This window comes from Rhodococcus sp. NPDC056506 (assembly GCF_042794945.1).
Lineage (GTDB): Bacteria > Actinomycetota > Actinomycetes > Mycobacteriales > Mycobacteriaceae > Rhodococcus_F.
In genome coordinates, this window is sequence record NZ_JBHTSW010000027.1 from 47,711 (window position 1) to 71,040 (window position 23,330).

General features: G+C 64.0%; 20 protein-coding genes. 11 read left to right on the plus strand and 9 right to left on the minus strand.

Annotated features, from left to right (window positions below):
- Genes ACFQ6H_RS20340 through msrB form a run of 3 tightly spaced genes read left to right on the plus strand, consistent with a single transcriptional unit; the run spans window position 1 to window position 3,339 of the window.
- Window positions 1–1,554 carry an alpha/beta fold hydrolase gene (locus ACFQ6H_RS20340; protein ID WP_378648187.1) on the plus strand — a complete coding sequence of 518 codons (1,554 nt, stop codon included), beginning with the start codon at window positions 1–3 and terminating at the stop codon, window positions 1,552–1,554.
- Between the two features lie 60 nt (window positions 1,555–1,614).
- Entirely contained in the window at window positions 1,615–2,898 is a 1,284-nt protein-coding gene (locus tag ACFQ6H_RS20345; RefSeq protein ID WP_378533313.1) for a glycosyltransferase family 87 protein, read from the plus strand.
- A 9-nt stretch (window positions 2,899–2,907) separates the two neighbouring features.
- Complete coding sequence (msrB, locus tag ACFQ6H_RS20350; RefSeq protein WP_378533315.1) at window positions 2,908–3,339, plus strand: peptide-methionine (R)-S-oxide reductase MsrB; 432 nt, start codon at window positions 2,908–2,910, stop codon at window positions 3,337–3,339.
- Between the two features lie 56 nt (window positions 3,340–3,395).
- Here msrB and ACFQ6H_RS20355 read toward each other — a convergent pair whose 3' ends face one another.
- The 7 genes from ACFQ6H_RS20355 to hemE all read right to left on the minus strand — a co-directional run bounded on the left by ACFQ6H_RS20355 (window position 3,396) and on the right by hemE (window position 10,662).
- Window positions 3,396–4,316, minus strand: coding sequence for a hypothetical protein (locus ACFQ6H_RS20355; protein ID WP_378445847.1), 921 nt, complete (start codon window positions 4,314–4,316; stop codon window positions 3,396–3,398).
- On the minus strand, window positions 4,316–4,627 hold the full coding sequence (locus ACFQ6H_RS20360; RefSeq protein ID WP_378648189.1) for a hypothetical protein: 312 nt from the start codon (window positions 4,625–4,627) through the stop codon (window positions 4,316–4,318). Before ACFQ6H_RS20360 ends, ACFQ6H_RS20355 begins: the two co-directional genes overlap by 1 nt.
- Window positions 4,620–5,093 carry a YbaB/EbfC family nucleoid-associated protein gene (locus tag ACFQ6H_RS20365; protein ID WP_378648191.1) on the minus strand — a complete coding sequence of 158 codons (474 nt, stop codon included), beginning with the start codon at window positions 5,091–5,093 and terminating at the stop codon, window positions 4,620–4,622. Before ACFQ6H_RS20365 ends, ACFQ6H_RS20360 begins: the two co-directional genes overlap by 8 nt.
- A gap of 82 nt (window positions 5,094–5,175) precedes the next feature.
- On the minus strand, window positions 5,176–7,452 hold the full coding sequence (locus tag ACFQ6H_RS20370; RefSeq protein WP_378648211.1) for a molybdopterin guanine dinucleotide-containing S/N-oxide reductase: 2,277 nt from the start codon (window positions 7,450–7,452) through the stop codon (window positions 5,176–5,178).
- Window positions 7,453–7,506: 54 nt separating this feature from the next.
- Complete coding sequence (hemQ, locus tag ACFQ6H_RS20375; RefSeq protein WP_378648193.1) at window positions 7,507–8,202, minus strand: hydrogen peroxide-dependent heme synthase; 696 nt, start codon at window positions 8,200–8,202, stop codon at window positions 7,507–7,509.
- A 4-nt stretch (window positions 8,203–8,206) separates the two neighbouring features.
- Window positions 8,207–9,568: a protoporphyrinogen oxidase gene (locus ACFQ6H_RS20380; RefSeq protein ID WP_378648195.1), complete on the minus strand. Its 1,362-nt coding sequence runs from the start codon at window positions 9,566–9,568 to the stop codon at window positions 8,207–8,209.
- On the minus strand, window positions 9,565–10,662 hold the full coding sequence (gene hemE, locus ACFQ6H_RS20385; RefSeq protein WP_378648197.1) for a uroporphyrinogen decarboxylase: 1,098 nt from the start codon (window positions 10,660–10,662) through the stop codon (window positions 9,565–9,567). The genes ACFQ6H_RS20380 and hemE overlap by 4 nt, the downstream gene beginning before the upstream one ends.
- Before the next feature lie 168 nt (window positions 10,663–10,830).
- Between hemE and ACFQ6H_RS20390 the strand changes: the two genes are divergently transcribed.
- From ACFQ6H_RS20390 to ACFQ6H_RS20410, 5 genes are all read left to right on the plus strand, one after another.
- Complete coding sequence (locus ACFQ6H_RS20390) at window positions 10,831–11,421, plus strand: DUF3000 domain-containing protein (protein WP_003942604.1); 591 nt, start codon at window positions 10,831–10,833, stop codon at window positions 11,419–11,421.
- Between the two features lie 60 nt (window positions 11,422–11,481).
- A complete protein-coding gene (locus ACFQ6H_RS20395) occupies window positions 11,482–12,888 on the plus strand; it encodes a wax ester/triacylglycerol synthase family O-acyltransferase (RefSeq protein ID WP_378648199.1) in 1,407 nt (468 codons plus the stop codon).
- Window positions 12,889–12,899: 11 nt separating this feature from the next.
- A complete protein-coding gene (locus tag ACFQ6H_RS20400) occupies window positions 12,900–14,189 on the plus strand; it encodes an HRDC domain-containing protein (RefSeq protein ID WP_378648201.1) in 1,290 nt (429 codons plus the stop codon).
- Between the two features lie 161 nt (window positions 14,190–14,350).
- A complete protein-coding gene (locus ACFQ6H_RS20405) occupies window positions 14,351–15,571 on the plus strand; it encodes a thiolase family protein (protein WP_003942598.1) in 1,221 nt (406 codons plus the stop codon).
- Window positions 15,572–17,677 carry a 3-hydroxyacyl-CoA dehydrogenase NAD-binding domain-containing protein gene (locus tag ACFQ6H_RS20410; protein ID WP_283304526.1) on the plus strand — a complete coding sequence of 702 codons (2,106 nt, stop codon included), beginning with the start codon at window positions 15,572–15,574 and terminating at the stop codon, window positions 17,675–17,677.
- A 66-nt stretch (window positions 17,678–17,743) separates the two neighbouring features.
- Here the strand turns inward: ACFQ6H_RS20410 and ACFQ6H_RS20415 are convergent, their stop codons facing one another.
- Both ACFQ6H_RS20415 and ACFQ6H_RS20420 read right to left on the minus strand, forming a co-directional pair.
- The gene (locus ACFQ6H_RS20415; protein WP_378648203.1) at window positions 17,744–19,315 is read right to left on the minus strand and encodes a GMC oxidoreductase; all 1,572 of its coding nucleotides are present in this window, start codon (window positions 19,313–19,315) and stop codon (window positions 17,744–17,746) included.
- Between the two features lie 99 nt (window positions 19,316–19,414).
- Window positions 19,415–19,966: a TetR/AcrR family transcriptional regulator gene (locus ACFQ6H_RS20420; RefSeq protein WP_378648205.1), complete on the minus strand. Its 552-nt coding sequence runs from the start codon at window positions 19,964–19,966 to the stop codon at window positions 19,415–19,417.
- 124 nt (window positions 19,967–20,090) lie between these two features.
- Here ACFQ6H_RS20420 and ACFQ6H_RS20425 point away from each other — a divergent pair, with 124 nt between their 5' ends.
- The 3 genes from ACFQ6H_RS20425 to ACFQ6H_RS20435 all read left to right on the plus strand — a co-directional run bounded on the left by ACFQ6H_RS20425 (window position 20,091) and on the right by ACFQ6H_RS20435 (window position 23,275).
- Window positions 20,091–21,107 carry an iron-siderophore ABC transporter substrate-binding protein gene (locus ACFQ6H_RS20425; protein WP_378648207.1) on the plus strand — a complete coding sequence of 339 codons (1,017 nt, stop codon included), beginning with the start codon at window positions 20,091–20,093 and terminating at the stop codon, window positions 21,105–21,107.
- Window positions 21,108–21,147: 40 nt separating this feature from the next.
- Window positions 21,148–21,618 (plus strand): SRPBCC family protein, encoded by a 471-nt coding sequence (locus ACFQ6H_RS20430; RefSeq protein WP_378648209.1) that lies wholly within the window; start codon window positions 21,148–21,150, stop codon window positions 21,616–21,618.
- Window positions 21,619–21,832: 214 nt separating this feature from the next.
- The gene (locus tag ACFQ6H_RS20435) at window positions 21,833–23,275 is read left to right on the plus strand and encodes a sugar porter family MFS transporter (RefSeq protein ID WP_378445834.1); all 1,443 of its coding nucleotides are present in this window, start codon (window positions 21,833–21,835) and stop codon (window positions 23,273–23,275) included.
- The last annotated feature ends 55 nt before the right edge of the window (window positions 23,276–23,330 follow it).

Here is a 23,330-nt window from a genome sequence, read left to right on the forward strand (position 1 = left end):
ATGCGCAGAGTTGCTTTGATGGCCGTCGTCCTCGCGACGTGTTGTGCGTGCGGCGCCGGACCGTCGCTTCGGCCCGCCGTCGCGGTCGAAGGCCGCACCGACGGCAGCCCGGCCCAGAGCGAGGGCCCGTCGCCCGATGCGCCGCCGGCTGTCCCTGGCGTCCCGACCGACGACATTCCGTGGCGAGACTGCACCGGCACGTCACTCGCCGACCAGGCTCTCGCAGCGTCGAGCGCCGGAGTCATCCTCGAATGCGCCGAATTCAGTGCTCCCATCGACGTGACCGGCGCCATCGACGGCAACTTCACGGCCGGGTTGACCCGCGCTCGTACGTCGTCGACGCCTGCCGACGCATACCCGATCGTGTTCACATCCGGCACCGATCGTTCGTCGGGAAACTCGCTCGCCATGCTCGCCGCATCCGGCTTGAACACGGTTCTCGCCGAACATCCCGTGGTTGCCCTCGATCGCCGCGGAATCGACAGGTCCACCGCAATCGACTGCATGACGCCGGAAATTCGGCGCGGACTTCACGATCTGGGCCAATTCGACTCGGACACCACCGGTGACGCCGCCGATGCGGTCGCGGCCCTCGGTCACGACGCCACCATTGCCTGCACGGACTACCTCGACCCCCAAGAACTGAAGTTCGGCGCCGACTCCGCAGCCGAGGACATCGACGCGTTGCGCACACGGTGGGGCGTCGAGACCATCGCTCTGTGGTCGGCAGGGTCCGGCTCGGACATAGCGCTGAGCTATGCGGCAGCCCACCCGAACAACCTCGCGAGATTGATCCTCGATTCTCCCGCTCCTGTGGCCACTGACGCTGCCACCGAAGCCGAGAGCCGCGTGCAGGGCGAGGAAGCGGCATTGACCGCGTTCGCTCAGCGATGCGTGGCGCTGGGGTGCTCGCTCGGACCGGATCCGAAAAAAGCGGTCACCGACTTGATGGAACGCGCTCGGGCCGATGAATTCCAACCACTGTCCGCCGCAGCAGTGTCTAACGCGATTTCGGCAAGCCTGTGGACAGCCGGAACCAATCGTGAGCAAGAAACCCGCTCACTCGCCGACGCTCTGACCGCGCTCGGTACCGGAAACGCTTCACCGATTCGGGAGCGCGCCGCCCGGGCGGAGAACGAGGTGGACGGCGACGGCCAGTTCATCGGACGGTGCACCGACGGTATGCAGTGGCCGGGGATCGGGCGTGTCCGCGAACTGGCGGACACGTGGGGCACCAACTATCCGGTATTCGGTCGAGAAGCCGCGCTCGGATTGCTCGCATGCGCCAGCTGGCCGTCGACCGCCAACTCTCCCCTGCCAAATCAGTTGAAGCCCCCAGTCCTCGTGCTGAGCGGTCAGGGTGACCCGGCCGTCGGGAACTCCGGACTCTCGACCGTCACCGGCGTCGTGACTAACGCAGGGTCGCGCTTCGCAACCCTGGACTGGCAGGGTGCGGGTCATCCCGCGGCGCAATCCACGTGCGCTCAACAGGCGATGCGCCTCTACCTCAGCGACGCCTCCCTGCCCAGCAACGGAAGCGTGTGTCCGGCCTGACTCGGGCGCTTGTCCACCACGACCGAAAAGGGGTGCATCCCCCGATCACACCCTGCTCCGGTGTACCGTGCCGAAGTGTTCCTTCGACAGCTCGAGCCGCGTACCGGGCGGACAACCCAACAAGTCGTCAACTTCGTTTTGTGGCCGATCGCCGTGATGACCGTGCTCAATCGTGTCATCGTCACAGCAGTCAACGGCGCCATCACCGATGACTTCCGACCGGTCTACAACGCCGCGCTGGCGTTCTGGAACGGGCGTGACGTCTACACCGCAGATTTCAACTCGGTAGACCCCCATTACCTGTACCCACCATCGGGTTCGTTGTTGATGGCGCCCCTGGCCATCCTCGATCCCGAGCGTTCGCGGTGGCTGTTCATCGGTGTCAATGCCGTCGCCATCCTCGTGGCCCTCTACCTGCTGTTGCGCCTGTTCGACCTGACGATCAGTTCCATTGCCGCGCCGATTCTCGTGCTCGGCGCTTTCATGTCGGAGACGGTCACCAACACATTGGTGTTCACCAACATCAACGGGCTCGTGCTGCTCGGCGAAATTGCCTTCCTCCTGCTGCTGATGCGCAAGAAGGATCTGTGGGCCGGCGCCGCGATCGGGCTCACCATCGCAGTGAAACCCACTCTCGCGCCGCTGCTCCTGCTGCCACTCGTTCGCGGCCAGTGGAAGGTGTTCGTCACCGCCCTGGGCATCCCGTTCATTCTCACCGTCGTGGCGTGGCCACTGGCGTCGGATCCGATGGACTTCGTCCGCCGCACCGTGCCGTACCTTCTCGAATCGCGTGACTACTTCAACAGTTCGATTGTCGGAAACGGCGCCTACTTCGGTCTGCCCGAATGGTTGATCCTGCTGCTGCGCGTCGTGTTGGCCGCCATGGTCGCCGTCTCTCTGTGGCTTCTGTACCGCTACTACCGCAACGACGAACTCTTCTTCCTCACCACCGCAACCGGTGTGATCATGACCGCATCCTTCCTGCTGCCCTCGCTCGGTCAGATGTACTACTCGATGATGCTGCTCCCGCTCCTGATGTCCGTGGTGCTCAAGAACTCGGTCATGCGGAACTGGCCGGCCTGGCTCGCCGTCTACGGCTTCATGACTTTCGACAGCTGGTGGTCGAACCGCTGGCCGACCTTCGGTCGGGCCGCCGAATACACCAAGAGCACCCTCGGCTGGAGCCTCCTGCTGATCGTGATCTTCTGTGTCCTCGGATACCGGTATCTGGTCGCGCGTCGCGAAGGTCGCTTGGATCGCGGAATCGATCCCGCCTACCTCCTCGATCCCCCGCTCGCAGCCGTCTCACCTGCCGGCGAAGCCGAAACGGCGACAAAGCATTAGCGTGGAGGCATGAGTTCTTCACACGATGGCATCGACAGCACACCTGAGGTCACGTACACCGAGAGCGAGTGGCGCGAAAAATTGACGCCGGAGGAGTTCGCGGTTCTGCGGCAAGCCGGCACCGAACGGCCCGGCGTGGGCGAATACACCGACACCACCACCGAAGGTGTGTACTCCTGCCGCGCGTGCGGCGCCGAACTTTTCCGCAGCACGGAGAAGTTCGAATCACATTGCGGGTGGCCGTCGTTCTTCGATCCCGCAAACTCCGACGCCGTCATCCTGAAGGAAGACGTGAGCCTCGGAATGCGCCGCGTCGAGGTGATCTGCAAGAAGTGCCACAGCCACCTCGGTCACGTCTTCGAGGGTGAGGGATACCCGACGCCGACCGATCAGCGGTACTGCATCAACTCGATCTCGCTGGTTCTCAAGCCTGCTGAGTAAGCAGTCCGTGGGCTACCCCCGTGGTACGGGAGTAGCCCACGGTTCGAGACTTCGACTCAGAAGTCCCAGTTCAGCGCAGTCGGGCTCAGACCGGCCGCATTCAGGTCCTCGTTGCGAGCGACAAGACCGTCTTTGACGGACCCGATCCCGCCACCGATAGCGCCGGAAGTGATGTCCGTCAGTGAGGCGTCGCCGCCCGTGACCTCCTTCGTCACGATCGCAGCGGACGCTCCCGAGACCGCGTCGTCGAAGGCGCCTCGCGCGATCTCCTGCAACCTCGAACCGGTCGGAAGCGGGTTCGGGTCCGGCCCGACACGATCCGGCGTCGTCTTCAATCCTGCGTTCGCGAGCCCCTTGATGAAACCGTCGCGCCCTTCGGTCACAACCTTGCCACCGTCGATCGACTGGCGGTGATCCATCGACATCTGGCCCAGTTGAATGGCGAGACCGGAGAAGACGGCTGCCGCAGCTTCCACTGCCGCAGCCTCGATCACTCGTATCAATAATTGCTGCAACAACATTCGGACCGTGAGGGTTGTTGCCACCTCCGCCGCCACGACCCCGGCGGTACTGACACCCAACGTCGGGACAGCGGCCGCCACCATGGCGGCAATCTCGAGCGCCAGTGCGCTCAGCGCCGCGAGGATCGACAGTTTGGTGTACTCGATGTCCGTGCCTGTGTCGGTGCACGACTGGCCCAGTTCGGCTGCAGCAGAGGACAACCGCTCGAAGACCTCCGCAACTCCGCCGGCCTCCGACCAATACCGAGACAACGAGTCGCCGGCTTGACCGTCGATCGATGCCAGTACGGCCTGCAATCCGTAACCACCGGCAGCGGCCGAAGCCTCGATTTGATCAGCCGCACCTGACCAGGCATCACCTAATCGCCACAGTGCCGTTTCGTCTCCTTGCGGCCAGTCGCTGCCTACCGCGACCGACGCAACCGCCTGTAACCAGCCCGGAATCTCGAGTCCCATCAGAGCCCACCCGCCATGTCGTCGGCGAGCGAGGAGTCGATCGTTTCGAAACGATCGGCGATCTCGATCAGCGTGGCGGTGAATTCGCGCAGCGCGCCCGCGACCAGCGACATCCCACCGACCGCTGACGCCGAACCGGGAAGGTATGCGCCCGAGAATGTGGTTCCGAACTGGTCACCTCCCCAGCAACCCTCTTCGGCGGCGACCACTGCGTCGAGAGCGCTCCGAGCCTCGTCGAGATCGGCAGCGACCACCGCGAAGGCTGGTGCAGCACTCTTCATCGCGGCCACGTCCACACCTAGTTCAGACATTGCCGGAGCTCCTCAGAACGGTGCGGTCCCAGTGTTCGTCGCCGGTGACCGGTGTGGAGCTCGGACGAGGCTCGAGAATCTCGCGCAATCCGAGCACACCCGGAACCAGGTCCGGCAAGTCGATTCTGGCCGCCTCCGTGAACGGCTTCGTCATCTCGGCAACCTGTCGGCGCATGTCTTCTGCCGCAGAGGTGGCCGTAGCCAGAATCAGATTCCCCAACGCTGCCGGCGAATGCTTGCCGTAAGAACTCCCCGAGAGGGTAACTTCGACAACTGCCCCCGAAGCGTCCACGACGATTTCCACGCAGCCGTCACTCGAACGCGCGCTCGCCGCGGATCGAGCGATCCTCTCCTGCAAGTCCGCCAGCGATCGGGTCCGCTCCAACAGAACGTCCTGCATCGAATCGATCTGGGCCCGAAGAACTTCGACTTGCCCTCGCATCGAACCAACATCCGCTGCACTCACGATGGCCCCCACCTTCGATAGATCGTGACACCTGATTCAGGCGCTCACGAGGTTCGACGCGAGAGGTGGCCGATCGGTTCCGTCAGCGCGAACGAAGCACCGGCGGATCGAACGCCTTGACCGGCGGCAGGTCCCCGTCGAATTTCTCGATCTGTACCAGAACGTGCTGGCCGGTGCACCCGTGCGAGAGTGAGGACGTACCGATGTCCGGCGTCAGAACGTTGGGATTTCCGTGAACACACATGGCGTCGGGATCGGCAGGATCGAGCGGGTCGTACCACGCACCGGTGGACAGCTGGACGACATCGCTCCGCAAATCCGAATCGACGATCACACCAGCAAGGCACGCCCCGCGATCGTTGAACACGCGCACCACGTCACCACCCGACACGCCGCGCGCTGCCGCCGCATCGGGGTGCATACGAATCGGCTCGCGTCCCTGAATCTTCGACGCCTGGCTCGCAGCGCCGTGATCGAGTTGGCTGTGCAGCCGCGACTTGGGCTGGTTGGCGATCAGGTGAAGCGGGAACTGCGAGGCACGCGGGCCACCCAACCATTCGTCGGGCTCGTACCAGCGCGGATGCCCGGAGCAGTCGTCGTAGCCGAAGGACTCGATGGTCTCGGAGAAGATCTCGATCTTCCCACTGGGAGTCGAGAGCGGATACTTCTCGGGATCCTCGCGGAAGTCGCCGAAGAGCACGAGGTTGTCTTCGGTTCGCATCCGGTAGTGCCCGTCTGCCCAGAAATCCTCGAACGTCGGTGTGTTGCCGCCGTCTGCATCGACAAACGGCCGCCATCGATCGTAGAGGTGCTCGATCCACTCCTGTGAGGATCGCCCCTCGGTGAACTGTTCCCCGAATCCGAGCGCAGAAGCCAGATCGGCAAACGTGTCGTAATCGTCACGCGAGTTCTCGAAAGGTGGAACGACCTGCTGCATCGCAACCAGAAGCGGGTCGTTCCGAGTGCAGCTCAGGTCATTTCGTTCGAGCGAGGTGGTCGACGGGACAACGATGTCTGCGCTGCGAGCCATCGGCGTCCAGTACGGATCGTGAACGACGATCGTGTCCGGCCGTGCAAAAGCGCGTCGCAGCCGCGGGAGATCCTGATGGTGATGGAAGGGATTGCCACCGGCCCAGTAGACCAACCGAATGTCAGGATAGGTCAGGCGTCGGCCGTCGTAGTCGAACTCCTCCCCGGGCGAGAGCAGCAGATCGGAAATCGCGGCTACCGGTATGAAATCCGACACCGGATTCAGACCTTGGGAAAATGTCGGCAACGGATACGGGACCGGGGCTAGACCGGGCTCGTTCATCGAACCGTAGCCGTGCCCGAAACCGCCACCCGGAAGCCCGAACTGACCGAGCATCGCTGCGAGTGTCACGCCCATCCACGGCGCTTGCTCACCGTGTTTGATGCGTTGCAACGACCACGTGACGGTCACCAGCGTCCGGCCGGACGCCATTCTCCGAGCCAGGTCGGTGATGAACTCGGCAGAAACTCCGGAGATCTCCTGCGCCCAGCGGGGATCCTTCGGGACTCCGTCCGTCCGTCCGAGCAGGTAGTCCTCGAAGCGTTCGTAGCCGACACAGAAGCGGCCCAGGAATTCGCGATCGTGCAGGTTCTCCGACGCCAGGACAAACGCCAGGGCAAGCATGATTGCCACGTCGGTGCCCGGAACGGGTGCGATCCACTCGCAGTCGCCATCGACGTCGTCACGCAGCGGACTGAACGAGACGATCTTTCCGCCGCGGGCCCGAAACGCGTTGAGCGCCCCGAGCGTCGGATGATCGCTCGTACCACCGGCATTGACTCCGGTGTTCTTGATCGGCACTCCCCCGAATGAGACGAGGAGATCGGAATGCTCCGCGATGACGTCCCACGACGTGGAGCGCGCGAACAACTTCCAGTGCGTTCCGACCACGCGCGGCATGATGACGCCGGTGGCGCCGAGTGAGTAGCTGTGGACCGACTTGGTGTATCCGCCCAGCTGATTCAGAAATCGGTGAACTTGGCTCTGCGCGTGATGGAATCGACCGGCGCTGGCCCAACCGTACGAGCCACCGAAGATCGCGTTGTTTCCATGTGTGTCGACCACGCGGCGCAGTTCACGGGAGAGGAGTTCGGTCAGCTCGTCCCAGGAGACCGAGACGAATTCGTCCGCTCCACGTTGGTCGCTGGGACCCGGTCCGTTCTCGAGCCAACCTCGGCGCACCGCCGGGCCGGCAACGCGAGCTCGACTGCGCACCGAACCGGCGAGGTTACCGAGCATCGGCGAGGGGTTCGAATCACCCTCGTACGGATGCACTGCGGTCACCTCGCCGGCGACCGACGCGGCGGTGAACATTCCCCAATGGGACATGTGTTGACGACGCCGGTTCGGTGCAGTTGTCACAGAAACTACCTTCGAAGTAGGTCAGGGAAGGGAAAGGACCAGCTTCTCGATGTCCACGCGCGGCCCCGTGAAGAACGGCACCTCTTCGCGAACGTGCAAGCGAGCTTCGGTGGCACGCAGATCGCGCATCAGATCGACGATACGGATGAGCTCCGGCGCTTCGAACGCGAGAATCCACTCGTAGTCCCCCAGCGCGAAGGCCGGGACCGTGTTAGCGCGAACGTCCTTGTACGAACGAGCAGCCATACCGTGATCGGCGAGCATCTTGCGACGCTCCTCGTCGGGGAGCAGGTACCACTCGTACGAGCGGACGAACGGGTAGACGCAGATGTAGTCGCCCGGATCCTCACCCGCGATGAAGGAGGGCACGTGGCTCTTGTTGAACTCCGCGGGGCGGTGCACCGCCGAGTTGCTCCAGATCGGAGCACTCGCCTGTCCGAGGACCGTGGTGCGACGGAAATCCGCGTACGCGGCCTGCAGCTCCTCGATGCTGGCCGCGTGGGTCCAGATCATGAAGTCCGCGTCGGCGCGCAAGCCGGCGACGTCGTAGATGCCGCGAACTGCGACGCCCTTGTCTTCGAGACCCTCGAAGAACAAGCGGGCGTCCTTGACCGCAGCTTCCCGATCATCGCCCAGCACACCGGGTTCCACCTGGAACACGGAGAACATGAGGTAACGGATTTCAGAGTTCAGTTTGTCGAAATCAAGGCGTGCCATGGGTCTATCGTGCCACTCGCTCGAATATCCGTGTAGCCGCCGTCGTGCCGACTGCGACACACGCCGGAACCCCGACGCCGTGCAGCCATGACCCGGCCACTTCGAGACCGTCGAACTGCGTCATCTCGGACTCGATTTCAGCCACGATTTCCGTGTGACCTGGGGCGTACTGGGGAAGACCGCCGTGCCACCGCTGGACGAAGCTTGCTCTCGGCTCCTCGGTGATTCCGGTCACGACCTCGAGATCGGCCCGCGCGAGTTCGATCAGTTCCCCATCCGGCCGGTCGACGATCTCCGATGCACCGAATCGGCCGAACGACACCCGAACGAGATGCTCGCCGCGATCAGCGAGGTGCGTCCATTTTCGACTCGACAACGTGAACGCCTTGGCGGTCAGGTCGGCGTCGGTGGCAACAAGAATCCCCGAATTCTGCGGCAGTTCGACCTGCCCGGACAAGCGGAGCGCCACCACCGCGGACGACGCCAGTTCGATCCGAGCGACGGTACTCGCAATATCCGTATCGACTCCGGCCAACAGCGTCGCTGCACGCGGCGCCGGGACCGCCAGAATGACCGCGTCCACGGTGCCGAGCGGATCGACGTGCCAACCCGTCCCGTCCCGGCGTAACTCCGAGGCCTCTCCACGGACGAAAGTCGCGTCGGCGGCCTCCCGCAGCGCATCGAGCAGGACGCCGTAACCGTCCCTGAGCGCTCCGAACACCGGTCCGGGCCCAGGGGTCGGCAACGCAGCCGCGACTGCATCCGTGAGGCTCTGAGCCCCGGCATCGAGCGCCGCAGCGAGCGTCGGCAATGCTGCGCGGACGCCGATGGTCTCCGCCAGCCCCGAGTACACCCCGCCCAGAAGCGGATCCACCGATCGGCTGACCACCTGATCACCGAATCGCTGCGAAACCAGTTCGGCAACACTGCAATCGGAACCGCGGGTCCACTCGAACGGGAAAGCCGGCTCGGCCGCTATGCGCGCCAGGGTCTGCTCGTCGACAAGATCTCGCACCGACTCCGCCGACGCCGGAATTCCCATCAGGGTTCCGGTGGGCAACCGATTCAGTGATCCCCGAGACCAGATCAACGGGCTCAACCCCGCGGGATAGACGATCTGATCGGTCAATCCCAGCTCGGCAAGAAGCGCGGGAACCTCGGGTCGACGGGCGATGAACGCCTCGGCGCCGATGTCGATCGGTCCGCCGCCCAGATCAACTGTTCGCAGCTTCCCTCCCAGTCGCGGTGAGTCGTCGACGACCGTGATGTCGGCATCGTAACCCAGACTGCGCCGAAGCCGGTACGCGGCAACCAGACCGGAGATTCCGCCTCCGATCACCGCGACCGACGGCCGAGTGGTCGTCACAGCGAGTGCACCAGCTCCACCGCCGCGGTGATCGCCGTGGGATCGGTGTCGGGAAGAACTCCGTGGCCGAGATTGAAGATGTGGCCGATGGCACCGGCTTCAATCGCGCGATCCCCTTCGGCGGCGATCCGTCGTACTTCGCGATCGATCACCTCGGGGCCCGCGAACAGGACCGCGGGATCGAGATTGCCCTGCAGTGCCTTGCGCGGACCGACACGACCTGCCGCGACGTCGAGCGGGATCCGCCAGTCGACACCCACGACGTCGGCGCCGGCCTCCCCCATCGCGCCGAGGAGTTCACCGGTTCCGACTCCGAAGTGGATGCGCGGAACGCCGGCAGCGGCAACCTCGGCGAATACGCGCTCGGAATGCGGGAGAACAAATTCCCGGTAGTCGGCCAGCGAGAGTGCGCCGGCCCACGAGTCGAACAACTGGACTGCGTCGACACCTGCCTTGAGCTGCGCTTGCAGGAAGCAGATCGTGGTGTCCGCCAAGCTTCCGAGCAACGCGTGCCAGGTCTTCGGGTCGGAGTGCATGAGCGCTTTGGTCTTCTCGTGGTTCCGGCTCGGACCGCCCTCGACCAGATACGACGCCAACGTGAACGGCGCTCCGGCAAAACCGATCAGCGGAGTCGAGCCCAACTCGACGGTGAGAAGCCGAACTGCCTGCGCGATTGCGCCTACCTCTTCGGGGACCAGACGCGGGAGTGCTGCGACGTCGGCGACGGAGCGAACCGGATTGGCAACCACCGGTCCGACGCCGGCAACGATGTCGAGATCGATTCCCGCGGCTTTGAGCGGAACAACGATGTCCGAGAACAGGATTGCCGCGTCCACGTCGTGACGGCGCACCGGCTGCATCGTGATCTCACAGACCAGTGCCGGATCGAAACATGATTCCAACATGCCGATCCCCGCGCGGATCTCGCGATACTCCGGCAGCGAACGCCCGGCCTGGCGCATGAACCACACCGGCCGTCGGCTCGGAGTGCGTCCGGTCGCCGCGGCAAGCAACGGTGCGTCGGGCAAAACTCGCCGAGCGCTGTATTCCGCCGACCCGGTGGTGCCTGAATTCATGTTGTCCAACCCGCTCATCAGTCCTCGCGCTCTCCGCCAACGTGTGTCTTCGATCGACTCAATGCTGCCATGTCCCACACTCCGGATCGGACACCCGAGCGGTTCGTGAGCGCCCCCACACCCGAGCCACACTCGGTCGGCGCGCCTCCACCTACCCGCCCGCATCCCCGACTAACGTCCTGACCTGTGACGACATCCGGATCGACAGCCGACCCGGCCGAGTTCCGTGCCGCCGTGGAGGCGATGACCGCTGCGCGGGTTCGGCCCGAGATAGAGGTCGGTCCCATCCGTCCGCCGCAGCGTCTCGCTCCGTACAGCCACGCCGTGGGGGCGGAGGTACTGCATCCGGACTCCGACGTCGTGGCAGAGCAATCCGAAGGTGACGCTTTCGGCCGCCTAATCCTGCTGTTCGATCCGGACGGCGACGAGGCGTGGAACGGCACCATGCGGTTGGTCGCCTATATCCAGGCCGATCTCGACGAAGCGGTCGCCGCGGATCCACTGCTTCCCGAAGTAGCCTGGAGTTGGCTGGTGGACGCGTTGGAGGCGGGGCCGGAACCTTTTGTCGCCCTGGGCGGTACGGTCACGGCCACAACTTCGGTGCGCTACGGCGACATCGCCGGGCCGCCCCGAGCCCATCAGCTCGAACTCCGAGCGTCCTGGACTGCAACTTCGTCCGAACTGGCCCACCACGTCGAGGCTTTCTGTGAAGTTCTCGCCTATGCGGCGGGACTTCCTCCCGCCGGGATAACCACGCTGTCGCGGCAGAACGACTGACTCTGCTACTCGTTTGAGCATTCCCCCGGAAAAATACTAGAACCTGTTCTAAAATGAGTCATGCAACGTCTCAGCGGACTCGACGCGACCTTCCTCTACTTGGAAACACCGACCCAGCTATTGCACGTTTGTGGACTTGTCCTGCTCGACCCCACGACCATCCCGGGCGGTTACGACTACCGGAAGCTGCTTCGCGAGTTGGACTCGCGGATGGCCACCATGCCGACCTTCCGGCGCAAACTCAAGGATTCGCGCCTCAATCTCGACTACCCGGTGTGGGTCGACGATCACGATTTCGACATCGAGCGGCATTGCCATCGGACCGCGGTACCCGCGCCGGGCACCCACGCGGAACTGGCGGAACTTGCCGGGCACATCGCCAGCCAGCCATTGGATCGGTCGCGTCCACTGTGGGAGATGTGGGTCATCGAGGGACTCGCCGACGGACAGATCGCGGTCATGTCGAAGATCCATCACAGCGCCGCCGACGGCATAACCGGCGCAAACATCCTGGCTCAGCTGTGCAGCCTCGAACCGGATTCACCGGCCCTGGTGGACCCCGACGCTCAGGGTGCAGGCGACGCGGGAACGCTTGACATCGCACTCGGCGGGCTCATGGCCGTGATCGCACGGCCCGCACGAATTGCCCGACTTGTTCCCGGCGGAATCGCCATGCTCCCCAAGTGGGTGACGCGCGCACGGAAGGGTGAAGCCATGCCTGCGCCGTTCACCGCGCCGCGGACCTCGTTCAACGGCGCCATCACCGGTCACCGCAACGTCGCGTTCAGCCAACTCGATCTCGCGAAGGTCAAAGCCGTCAAAGACCGTCACGGCGTGAAGGTCAACGACGTGGTTCTCGCGCTCTGCGCCGGAGCATTGCGTAAGTACCTGGAAGAACGGGACGAACTGCCGGAGGATTCCCTCGTCGCCATGGTGCCGGTGTCGGTCCACGGCAAATCCGATCGTCCGGGCACGAACCAGATCTCGGGCATGTTCACGCAACTCGGCACCCAGATCGCCGATCCGGTCGAACGTCTGCACGCGATCAGCGATTACAACGCCACCTCGAAGAACCACAACGAAGCACTCGGGGCGAACATGCTTCAAGACTGGTCGCAGTTCGCATCGCCGGCGGTGTTCGGCGCCGCTATGCGCGTGTACTCGTCACTCAAGCTCGCCGAACGTCACCCCGTCGTGTCCAACCTGGTGGTCTCCAACGTGCCAGGGCCGCCGGTCCCGCTCTACTTTTTGGGCGCGCAAATCAAAGGAATGTTCCCCCTCGGTCCGATCTTTCACGGGGCGGGCCTCAACGTGACGGTGATGTCGCTCGACGGAAAACTCGACGTCGGCATCGTCAGTTGCTCTGATCTGGCACCCGAATTGGACCAGCTCGCGCAAGGTTTCGGGGCAGCTCTCGACGAACTGTTCGAGGCTGAGGTGACAACCACTGTCCCCACTGCGACGTAGAGTCAGTGACCATGTCCGAAGTCACCGATGATGCGACCGAGCCCACCTCCGACGTAGTTCCGCTGCTCGTACCTCGTGACGGAGTTCCGGAAGTCATCACCACTGCCGCCGGCGTCGCAGCCGCCGCAGCCGCGCTGGCTTCCGGCCACGGCCCGCTCGCCGTGGACGCCGAGCGGGCATCCGGATTCCGCTATTCGGCACGGGCGTACCTGATCCAGCTCCGACGCGAGGGCGCAGGATCGTTCCTGCTCGATCCGATTCCGACGGCGCAAGATCTACAGCCGTTGGCCGAGGCGATCAACCCGTTGCAATGGGTGCTGCACTCGGCGGATCAAGATCTCCCCGGCCTCGCCGAATTGGGCCTGACACCAGCAGAACTCTTCGACACCGAACTGGCCGGACGACTGGCAGGCTTCGAGCGAGTCGGACTGGCCGCGATAGTCGAACGAACCCTGCGGGTGGAACTTCGCAAGGGTCACGGCGCTGCCGACTGGTCGACGCGCCCACTGCCGGAGGCCTGGTTGAACTACGCCGCCCTCGACGTCGAAGTGCTTCTCGAGCTGCGCGACGCGATGGAGGCCGAACTCGAATCACAAGGCAAGCTCGAGTGGGCGAAGGAAGAGTTCGAGTACATCCGGCTGGCCGGCCCGCCTAAACCCAAGCCTGACCGTTGGCGTCGTACGTCGCACATCACCTCACTCAAGACCACCCGTCAGTTGGCGGCAGTGCGGGCGCTGTGGCAGGCCCGTGAGGATCTCGCACGCAAACGCGACGTGTCGCCGAGCCGGGTCCTTCCCGACTCCGCGATCATCGATGCCGCTCTCAAAGACCCTCAGTCGTTGGACGCGCTCCGCTCCCTTCCCGTCTTCGGCGGACCACGTCAACGCCGTTATTCGCGTATTTGGATGGATGCACTCGAAGCAGCGCGCAGGCTCCCCGACAGTGAGCTTCCGCCGAAGACCCCGCCGATCGTCGGGCCCCCCGCCGCCGGTCGCTGGGCTCGACAGGATCCAGCCGCTGCCGACCGGTTGACGGCGGCGCGCGCAGCACTGTCGGACCTGAGCAAAGAGGTTTCGGTACCGGTGGAAAACCTGCTCCAACCCGACCTGGTCAGGCGCCTGTGCTGGGACTGGAAATTGGAACCCGACTCGGACATCGCCGAAGTCGAGAGTGCAATCGAGACCAAGCTCACTTCCGGTGGCGCACGTGGCTGGCAACGCACTTTGACGGTTCCCGTCCTCGCCGAGGCACTGAACTCCGTGGTCCCGGCCGAGCCCGAAGTGGACGAGCCTGAATCCTGACCTGACCCCGGTGTGAGGTTGGAGCAATTCGGCACGTTAAGTTACCGGTCAGTAATGGGCAGTAGTACGCTCGATACGAGGCCGGACGCCTGGCCGTGATCGCCGAACCAACGTCTCACCGCCCTTCGGTGCGGTGGGCAGCTCCATCAGGAGGAATTCGCGTGGCTCCATCCACAAACAACCAACGCAACGTCGTCTTCGTCGACGGCATTCGCACCCCGTTCGGCAAGGCCGGCCCGAAAGGCATGTACGCCGACACACGCGCAGACGATCTCGTCGTCAAGGCGATTCGTGAGCTGCTTCGTCGTAACCCGCAGCTCGATCCCGCGCGGATCGACGAAGTGGCCGTCGCAGCCACGACGCAGACCGGTGACCAGGGCCTGACCATCGGCCGCACCGCTGCGATCCTCGCCGGTCTCCCCGAAACCGTTCCCGGATTCGCCATCGACCGCATGTGTGCCGGCGCGATGACGGCCGTCACCACGACCGCGTCGGGTATCGGCTTCGGCCAGTACGACGTCGTGATCGCCGGTGGCGTCGAGCACATGGGTCACCACCCGATGGGTGAGGGCGCCGACCCCAACCCGCGTTTCCTCGCCGACCGCCTGGTCGATCCGAGCGCCCTCGTGATGGGTAACACTGCCGAGAACCTGCACGACCGGTTCCCGACCATCACGAAGGACCGCACGGACGCGTACGCCGTGAACAGCCAGAACAAGTACGACGCCGCCAAGAAGGCCGGCTTCATCGCCGATACACTGGTTCCCGTCGCGACTCGCAGCTCAGCCGGTTGGGGCCTCGCCACCGAGGACGAGCCGCCGCGTCCCGGAACCACCGTCGAGGACCTCGCGAAGCTCAAGACGCCGTTCCGCCCGGCCGGACGCATCACCGCAGGTAACGCCGCCGGACTCAACGACGGCGCCACCGCCGCACTCCTCGCCGGCGAGGACACCGCAGCCGAACTCGGCCTGCCCGTCGGCATGCGCATGGTCGGCTTTGCTTACCAGGGCGTCGACCCCGCCGTCATGGGCATCGGACCGGTTCCCGCCACCGAGAAGCTTCTGGCCCGCACCGGCCTGAAGATCGAGGACATCGGACTCTTCGAGATCAACGAGGCGTTCGCCGTTCAGGTTCTCGCGTTCCTCGAGCACTACGGAATCGCCGACGACGACCCGCGCGTCAACCAGTGGGGCGGCGCCATCGCGTGTGGCCACCCCCTCGCTTCCTCGGGCGTTCGCCTGATGACGCAGCTCTCCCGCCAGTTCGCGACACGCCCCGACGTGCGCTACGGCTTGACCACCATGTGCATCGGACTCGGCATGGGCGGCACCGTCATCTGGGAGAACCCGAACCACGCTGACTACCAGGCAGGAGTCAACTAAATGTCTGATATTGCAACAGCATTCGCCGACGAGGTCGTCACGAACGCCTACACCAAGATCATCTCGGTTCCCGGTATCGAGGGCCCGTTTGCACTGATCACCCTCGACAACGGCTTCGACCACACCAAGCCGTCGTCCTTCGGTCCCGGCGGACTCGCAGCATTCGACGCTGCCCTCGACGAAGCCTTTGCCGCCAACCCGGTAGCCGTCGCGGTCACCGGCAAGCCCTTCATCTTCGCCGCCGGCGCGGACCTCAAGGGTGTTCCCGCGATCACCTCGCGTGAGCAGGGACTCGAGCTGGGCCGCTTGGGCCACAAGGTGTTCCGACGCCTCCGTGAGTCCTCCGTTCCCACGTTCGCATTCATCAACGGCGTCGCCCTGGGCGGCGGCCTCGAAGTAGGCCTGCACAGCCACTACCGCACGGTTGCCGCCAACGCGGGCGCGCTGGGCCTTCCGGAAGCATTCCTCGGTCTTGTCCCCGGTTGGGGCGGAACGCAGCTGCTCCCCAACCTGGTCGGCCCGTCCAACGCCGTCACCGTGGTGATCGAGAACTCGCTGAACCAGAACAAGGTGCTCTCCCCCAAGAAGGCACTCGAACTCGGCGTCGTCGACGTCGTTCTCGACTCCGCCGACTTCATCGAGCAGTCCCTCGCCTGGGCATCGCAGGTCCTCGCCGGCACCGTCACCCCCGCTCGCCCCGAGATCGATCGTGGCCAGGGCTGGGACGACGCGATCGCCCGCGCGAAGGCGATCGTCGACGGCAAGACCAAGGGCAATGCACCCGGCGCCGTCAAGGCCGTCGAGCTACTCGAACTGGCTCGCAGCACCGACATCACCGATGCCGCTTCGCTCGACAAGGGCTTCGCGGCCGAGGACGAGGCTCTTGCCGATCTCCTGCTGACGGACGAGCTCCGTGCTGGTCTGTACGCCTTCGATCTGGTGAACAAGCGCGCCAAGCGTCCCGCCGGAGCACCCGATCGCTCACTCGCTCGTAAGGTCAGCGGCGTCGGCATCGTCGGTGCCGGCCTCATGGCCAGCCAGCTCGCGCTGCTCTTCGTCCGCCAGCTCAAGGTGCCGGTCATCCTGACCGACATCGACCAGGAGCGCATCGACAAGGGTGTCGGCTACGTCCACACCGAGATCGAGAAGCTCCAGGGCAAGGGACGCCTGTCCCCCGACGCCGCGAACCGCCTCAAGGCACTCGTTTCCGGCTCCCTCGACAAGGCCGCGTTCGCCAAGACCGACTTCGTCATCGAAGCCGTCTTCGAGAACATGGACGTCAAGAAGAAGGTCTTTGCGGAACTCGAGCAGTTCATCGCTCCCGAAACCATCCTCGCGACCAACACCTCCTCGCTCTCCATCACGGAGATGGCGTCCGGGCTCGAGCATCCCGAGCGTGTGGTGGGCTTCCACTTCTTCAACCCGGTGGCCGTGCTTCCCCTCCTCGAGATCATCAAGGGCGAGAAGACCGACGACGCAACTCTCGCAACGGCTTTCGCCACCGCGAAGTCGCTGAAGAAGTCCGCCGTCCTGTGCGGCGACAAGGCCGGATTCGTCTTCAACCGCCTCGTCACCCGCACCTTGGGTGAGGTCATGTCCGCTGTCGACGAAGGCACCCCCTTCGACGTCGCAGACAATGCGATCGCCGAACTCGGTATGCCGATGTCGCCGTTCACGCTGCTGGCCCTCGTCGGACCCGCCGTGGCACTGCACACCGGCGAGACCCTGCAGGAGTCCTACCCGGACCGGTTCAAGAGCTCACCCGGACTCGAAGCACTCGTCGAGGCCCGCAAGCCCGGCGTGTGGACCTGGGGCGAGAACGGTCAGGCCGTCGACCCCGAGGTCGCCGCACTGTGGCCGCAGGGTGACAAGGCGTCCACTTCGGAAGAGGTCCTCGAGCGCACACGTCGCGCGTTCGCCGAGGAAATTCAGATCATGCTCGACGAGGGCGTCGTAGCGGCAGCCGAGGACATCGACCTCTGCCTGCTGCTCGGCGGCGGATTCGGATTCTGGAACGGCGGCATCACGCCGTACCTGGACCGCACCGGTACCTCCGAGGCCGTCAACGGCAAGCGCTTCCTCGCGCCCGGTGTTGCCAGCGTCTGAGAAAGTCGATAGACCCGTCACGGACGGCGTGCCCTCGGGTACGCCGTCCGTGACGTTTGCGGCGGCTCAGAAGAGTGTTCCCACATCGTCTTTCACGATGTTCTCGAGCGCGCGCTCCGCCACTGCGGCGATGGTCATCGATGGATTGCACGCGGCGGAGTTGCCCGGCAGCAGAGCACCGTCGAGCACGTACAACCCCCGCTGGCCGAGAACCCGCCCGTCGAGGTCGCACACCGAGTTCATGCAGGCACCGCCGAGGGGATGCCACGTGGACGGCAGTATCGCGTTCGTGTCGGTGAGTAGACCGCCTGCCGCGATCCGGTGGGCCGCCGGCCCGATGTGGCCTTGCTGGATCGCCGAATCCCCGTCCTTCGGCCAATGGAGCACCGCCTCACCCCGCGCTGAGTCGTACACGAACCGACCTCGGTCGCGGCTCACACCGAATCCGACCATCACCGTGCTGTGAGCGTCGAACGCCACGGGCGGGAACGACGCCTGTATGACGGTGAACGCGTTGTGCGGGTCTTCCCAGTTTCGGCTGCCGTAGACAACAGGCCCGCCCTGGGTGGCACCGAAGTTCTCGGTGAGATCCGACCAGATGTAGATCCGGTCGGCATTGGTCCCCCACCCCGCGCCGAGTTCGTCCGCCAGATCCGTGATCCGCCCCGTTGCCGCGGCGCGGACCAGGAGTTTGGTGGTGTTCATGCTGCCGGCAGCCATCACGAGCGCATCCGTCGTCAAGATCTTGTTCTCGAGAACCGTGCCGGCAATATCGGTCCGGTTCACGTACACGCGCCACCGCCCGTCAGCTGCCCGTTCGACGTCGGTGACCTGGTGCAAGGTCTCCACGTTCACCAATCCGGTCGCTTCGGCAGCGGCAATGTAGGTGACGTCCACCGAATGCTTGCCACCGTTGTTGACCCCGAGTGCGCCGTCACCGTTGGTGTACGACGGCTTCATCTCACCCCGAAGTTCGGCCAACGCGAAGTTCCAGTCGATCGGCATCGGAATTTTCGACACCGGAAGACCGGAACGCGTTGCGTTGCGCGCGAAGACGCGTGCCGCCTCGTAGTTCGGACTGGAGATCAGTTCTTCGGGTGCAGTTTCCAGTTGTAGCATCCGTGCCACCCGAGGGTAGTGGACGCGGTCCATTCGTGCATAGTCGAGTTCTTCCGGGAAATGCGCGTTGAAAACCGCTGCTTCCGGCTGCAGCGTCATCCCTTGGTACACAAGCGATCCGCCGCCCACGCCGGCAGCGCAGATCGCTGTCATGTTCTCACCGGTCACTGTCTCCAGCAAACCTGCATAGGGCTCGAAGACCGCCGGCCTACCGAACAGAGTCGGGTTGGACTGATGCCAGAGGATGCGCTTGTCCGGACGTGCGGGATGCGGAAAAGTCTCGGCATTCGGCCCCGTCTGCCACCGAATCCCTCTCTCCAGCAAGGTGACCGGAACTCCGGCCTCGGCCAAGCGAAGAGCCGTCACCCCGCCCCCGAAACCTGAGCCGATTACCACGACGCGGTGCTCTTCACGTGTCAGCGGAATCCCGGTTGCGGCCTTGGCAGTGCGTGGCGCCATCATCGCAACTCCCACGGCGGCCGTACCGGCCAAGAACGATCTACGTTTGACTCCGGACATGACTGGTGCTCCCTCGAAGAATGTCGCCAGAGAATTCCGGGCACGCCAAAACTAGACACTCTCGCAATGAAGTGTCAAGGTATTGACAGCAACGACGATCTACGAGGTCGACCGCATCGCGGGTCCAAGCCATCGCCCGAGAAAGGCCCGCAGGGAGTCGTCGGAATGGACGAGGTCACTGTCGAAAGCAACAACCGAAAGCCCCAGGCGCACGGCGATTTCCACTATCTCATCCAACTCCGCCTCCGTGACGAGACCACGTTCGACCATGGGAGCGAGCATCTGACGAGCGAAAGGTATTGCTCGACTCATCATTTCAAGGTCGAAAACGGGGTTTCCCCGCTCGGCAAGCAGCAGCGTCGCCAGAACCGGGTGCGCGCGAACCGCTGTGCGCGCGGCAACGATGAATTCGACGACGTAGTCGCACGCCGTGTCGACCGATTCCACCTGTGCCGTGATCTCCCCGAGAACCTCGACAGCGAGACCGCCCATCGCCTGGGAGACGACCTCTTCACGTGTGCCGAAGATCGAGTACACCGTCTGGCGCGAGACACCGGCCGCGGTGGCAACTGCGGCAATGTTCACAGCCTCGAATCCGCCACCTTCGATCAGACCGAGGGCGGCGCCGAGAATCTTCTGCTGTGATCGCACGAGGAAAGTATCGCGCACCGAAATTCCGGGCGACGAAACGCAGTGCACATCCGAGTCCTACCTGCATAAACGGCACGAATGGTTTCGTTTGGCCGCCCAATAGCAGTAGGTTAGGCTGCCCTTCATGAAAACTTCTGTTCGGGGCCTCGCCGCCCTCGGTGCGGCTGCGATTGCAGTCACCACCCTTGTCTCGTGCTCCTCTGATTCGGACACCTCGACAGCATCACAAGGTACGGACGGATTCCCTGTCAGTATCGAGAACACCTTCGGCACGACGACGATCGAATCCAAGCCCGAACGGCTCGTCACCCTCGGCTGGAACGCACAAGACATCCTGTACGCACTCGATCTCACTCCGGTCGGCCAGCCCAAGTACACCTACGGCGCGGACGACAACGGAGTCATGCCGTGGGCGCAGGACTACTTCGACGCGGACAAGACCACACTCTTCGACATGCCGGCGAGCGGCGAACCGCCGGTCGAGACCATTGCGTCATTGACACCGGACGCGATCCTGGCGCCGTACGAGGGCTTCGAGGAGTCCGTCTACAACCAGCTGAGCAAGATCGCACCGACGGCTGCCTACCCCGGCGCAGCGTGGCAGACGACCTGGCAGGACCAGACCCGAATCGTCGGCAAGGCCGTCGGTAAGAGCGAAGAGGCCGACAAGCTCGTCGACGGCCTCGATGCAACTCTCGCCGATACCGCCGCAGCCCACCCGGAGTTCGCCGGAAAGACACTGGCAGTGGTCAACTTCGACACCGATTCGAGCAACATCAACGTCTACCTGCCCACCGATCCGCGTGTCCAGGTTCTGACGGAACTCGGATTCGTCGATGCGCCCGGCGTCGAAAAGCTCGCGGCGGACAACGCAGGTGGAACCTTCTTCAAGACGATCTCCTACGAGAACATCGCCGACATCGACGCCGATGTGATCGTCGGCTTCACCGACGGCTCCGGCGATCCTTCCAGCGTCCCTGCAATCGGCGGACTCGACGCTGTCAAGCGCGGATCTACCGCCTTCCTCAGCGACACCCGCGTCATCGGCGGACTGAGCAACGTCAACGTCCTCAGCACGCCGTGGGTCCTCGGCCAGATCACACCCACGTTGAGCGAAGCCGCAAAGCGCGCGACAGCCTAGAAAAGATGCAGTGTCGGTCACGGTCTTTATGCTCACCCGCATGGCTGAACTTTCGATCTCCGTGACCAGACACGTCAAAGCATCGGTCGACACCGTGTGGCAGGTCCTCACGGACCTCGACAATGCTGCCGACACCCTCTCCGGCGTGATCCGGATCGAACGTCTCGCCGGAGAGGGATACGCCGTCGGCACCAAGTGGCGTGAAACTCGGAAGATGATGGGCAAAGAAGCAACCGAGGACATGTGGGTCACCGAGGTCGAGGCTCCCACCCGCACGGTCGTCAAAGCCAACTCCCACGGCATGAACTACACGAGTGGGTTCACCCTGAAGCCTGACGCCACAGGCACGATCCTCGAGATGTTTTTCGCCGGTGAATCCGAATCCCGCTCACGCATCTCGAAGATCTTCACAGCGGTATTCGGTCGGTTGGGCGCGCGGGTGACCCGGAAATTCATGGCCAAGGATCTCGAGGACATCGCGACAAAAGCCGAGCGTCTCGCGGGCAAGTAAACCGCCCTCACCTGCATCGATCTTATTGTCTGCATGACCACTGTAATCAATACTTCATCTCTGCGACCGGTTGATCCGACCACGGAATGGACTCAGCTGGATAACGGCGCGTGAGTCCCCGCCAAATCTGCCCCGGTGGGCGTAGCGTGCAGAGTGCTCGCGGATGGATCGACGCATCGGGGTGTCGACCGTAGGGCCTTTTGAGGGGGCAGGAATGGCATTCAGCGGAACCGCCGCCGGCGGTGGATCCGGCGCTACTCGCGCCGACGTCGGACATGCAGTGCTCTTCGCCGGCGCCGCCGCGCTCGGTGGTTTTCTGTTCGGATACGACACCGCCGTCATCAACGGGGCAGTCGGTGCGATCCGAGACAAGTACGACATCGGCGCCTCGGGCACCGGGCTCACGGTCTCGCTGACCCTGCTCGGCGCAGCACTCGGCGCCTGGATCGCAGGCACACTCGCAGATCGCCTCGGCCGCATCCGCGTCATGCAGATAGCCGCGGTGCTGTTCATCATCGGCGCCGTCGGTTCCGCCATTCCGTTCAGCGTCTACGACCTCACCTTCTGGCGCGTGGTCGGCGGCCTGGCAGTGGGCTTCGCATCCGTCATCGCCCCGGCGTACATCGCGGAGATCTCCCCCGCCGCGATACGCGGTCGCCTCGGTTCGATGTACCAGTTGGCGATCGTTCTCGGAATCGCTGTATCGCAGTTGGTCAACTACGCACTCCAAGCCGCGGCCGGTGGCGATCGCAATCAGATCGCGGGTCTCGAAGCCTGGCAGTGGATGCTGATGCTCGAGGCCGTTCCCGCAGTCCTGTACCTGATCATGACAACCACGATTCCGGAGTCTCCACGATTCCTGGTGGCGCAGGGCAAGGACGATCGTGCGCGCAAGATCATCTCCGATCTCGAAGGCGGAGATCACGACGCCGTCACCGTGCGCATGAACGAGATCCGCGAATCACTGACGGAGAAACAAGCCAAAACCACGGTGCGTCAGCTCTTCTCGAAGCGGCTCGGCGTATCCCATCTGGTCTGGGTCGGCATCGCACTCGCCGCACTGCAGCAGCTGGTCGGCATCAACGTGATCTTCTACTACTCGAGCACCCTGTGGCAGGCAGTTGGTTTCGGAGCCGATCGCTCGCTGCTCATCAGCGTCGTGAGCGCCTTGGTGAACATCGTCGGTACGTTTGTCGCCATCGCCGTCATCGATCGCGTCGGGCGGAAGCCACTGCTCCTGGTCGGCTCTGTCGGTATGGCCATCTCGCTGGGCACCGCAGCATTCTGTTTCCATTCGGCAACAGTGACGAAGAACGAGATCGGTGAATCCGTAGCGACGCTTTCCGGCGCCAACGCCACGATCGCACTCATCGGAGCCAACGCGTTCGTCTTCTTCTTCGCTTTGTCCTGGGGTCCCGTGGTGTGGGTACTGATCTCCGAAATGTTCCCGAACCGGGTACGCGCCGCTGCAGTCGGAATCGCCACCGCCACCAACTGGGTCGCGAACTTCCTGGTGTCCTGGACGTTCCCGGCACTCGCCGATTGGAATCTGTCGTACACCTACGCCGGATACGCAGTCATGGCACTACTGTCGCTGTTCGTCGTCCTGAGGTTCGTGAAGGAAACGCGAGGCAGCACACTCGAATCCGTGCAATAGCGCTCTCCCGGTTTCACACCTTCACACCGAAAAGCGGTGGCCCTCGGATTGATCC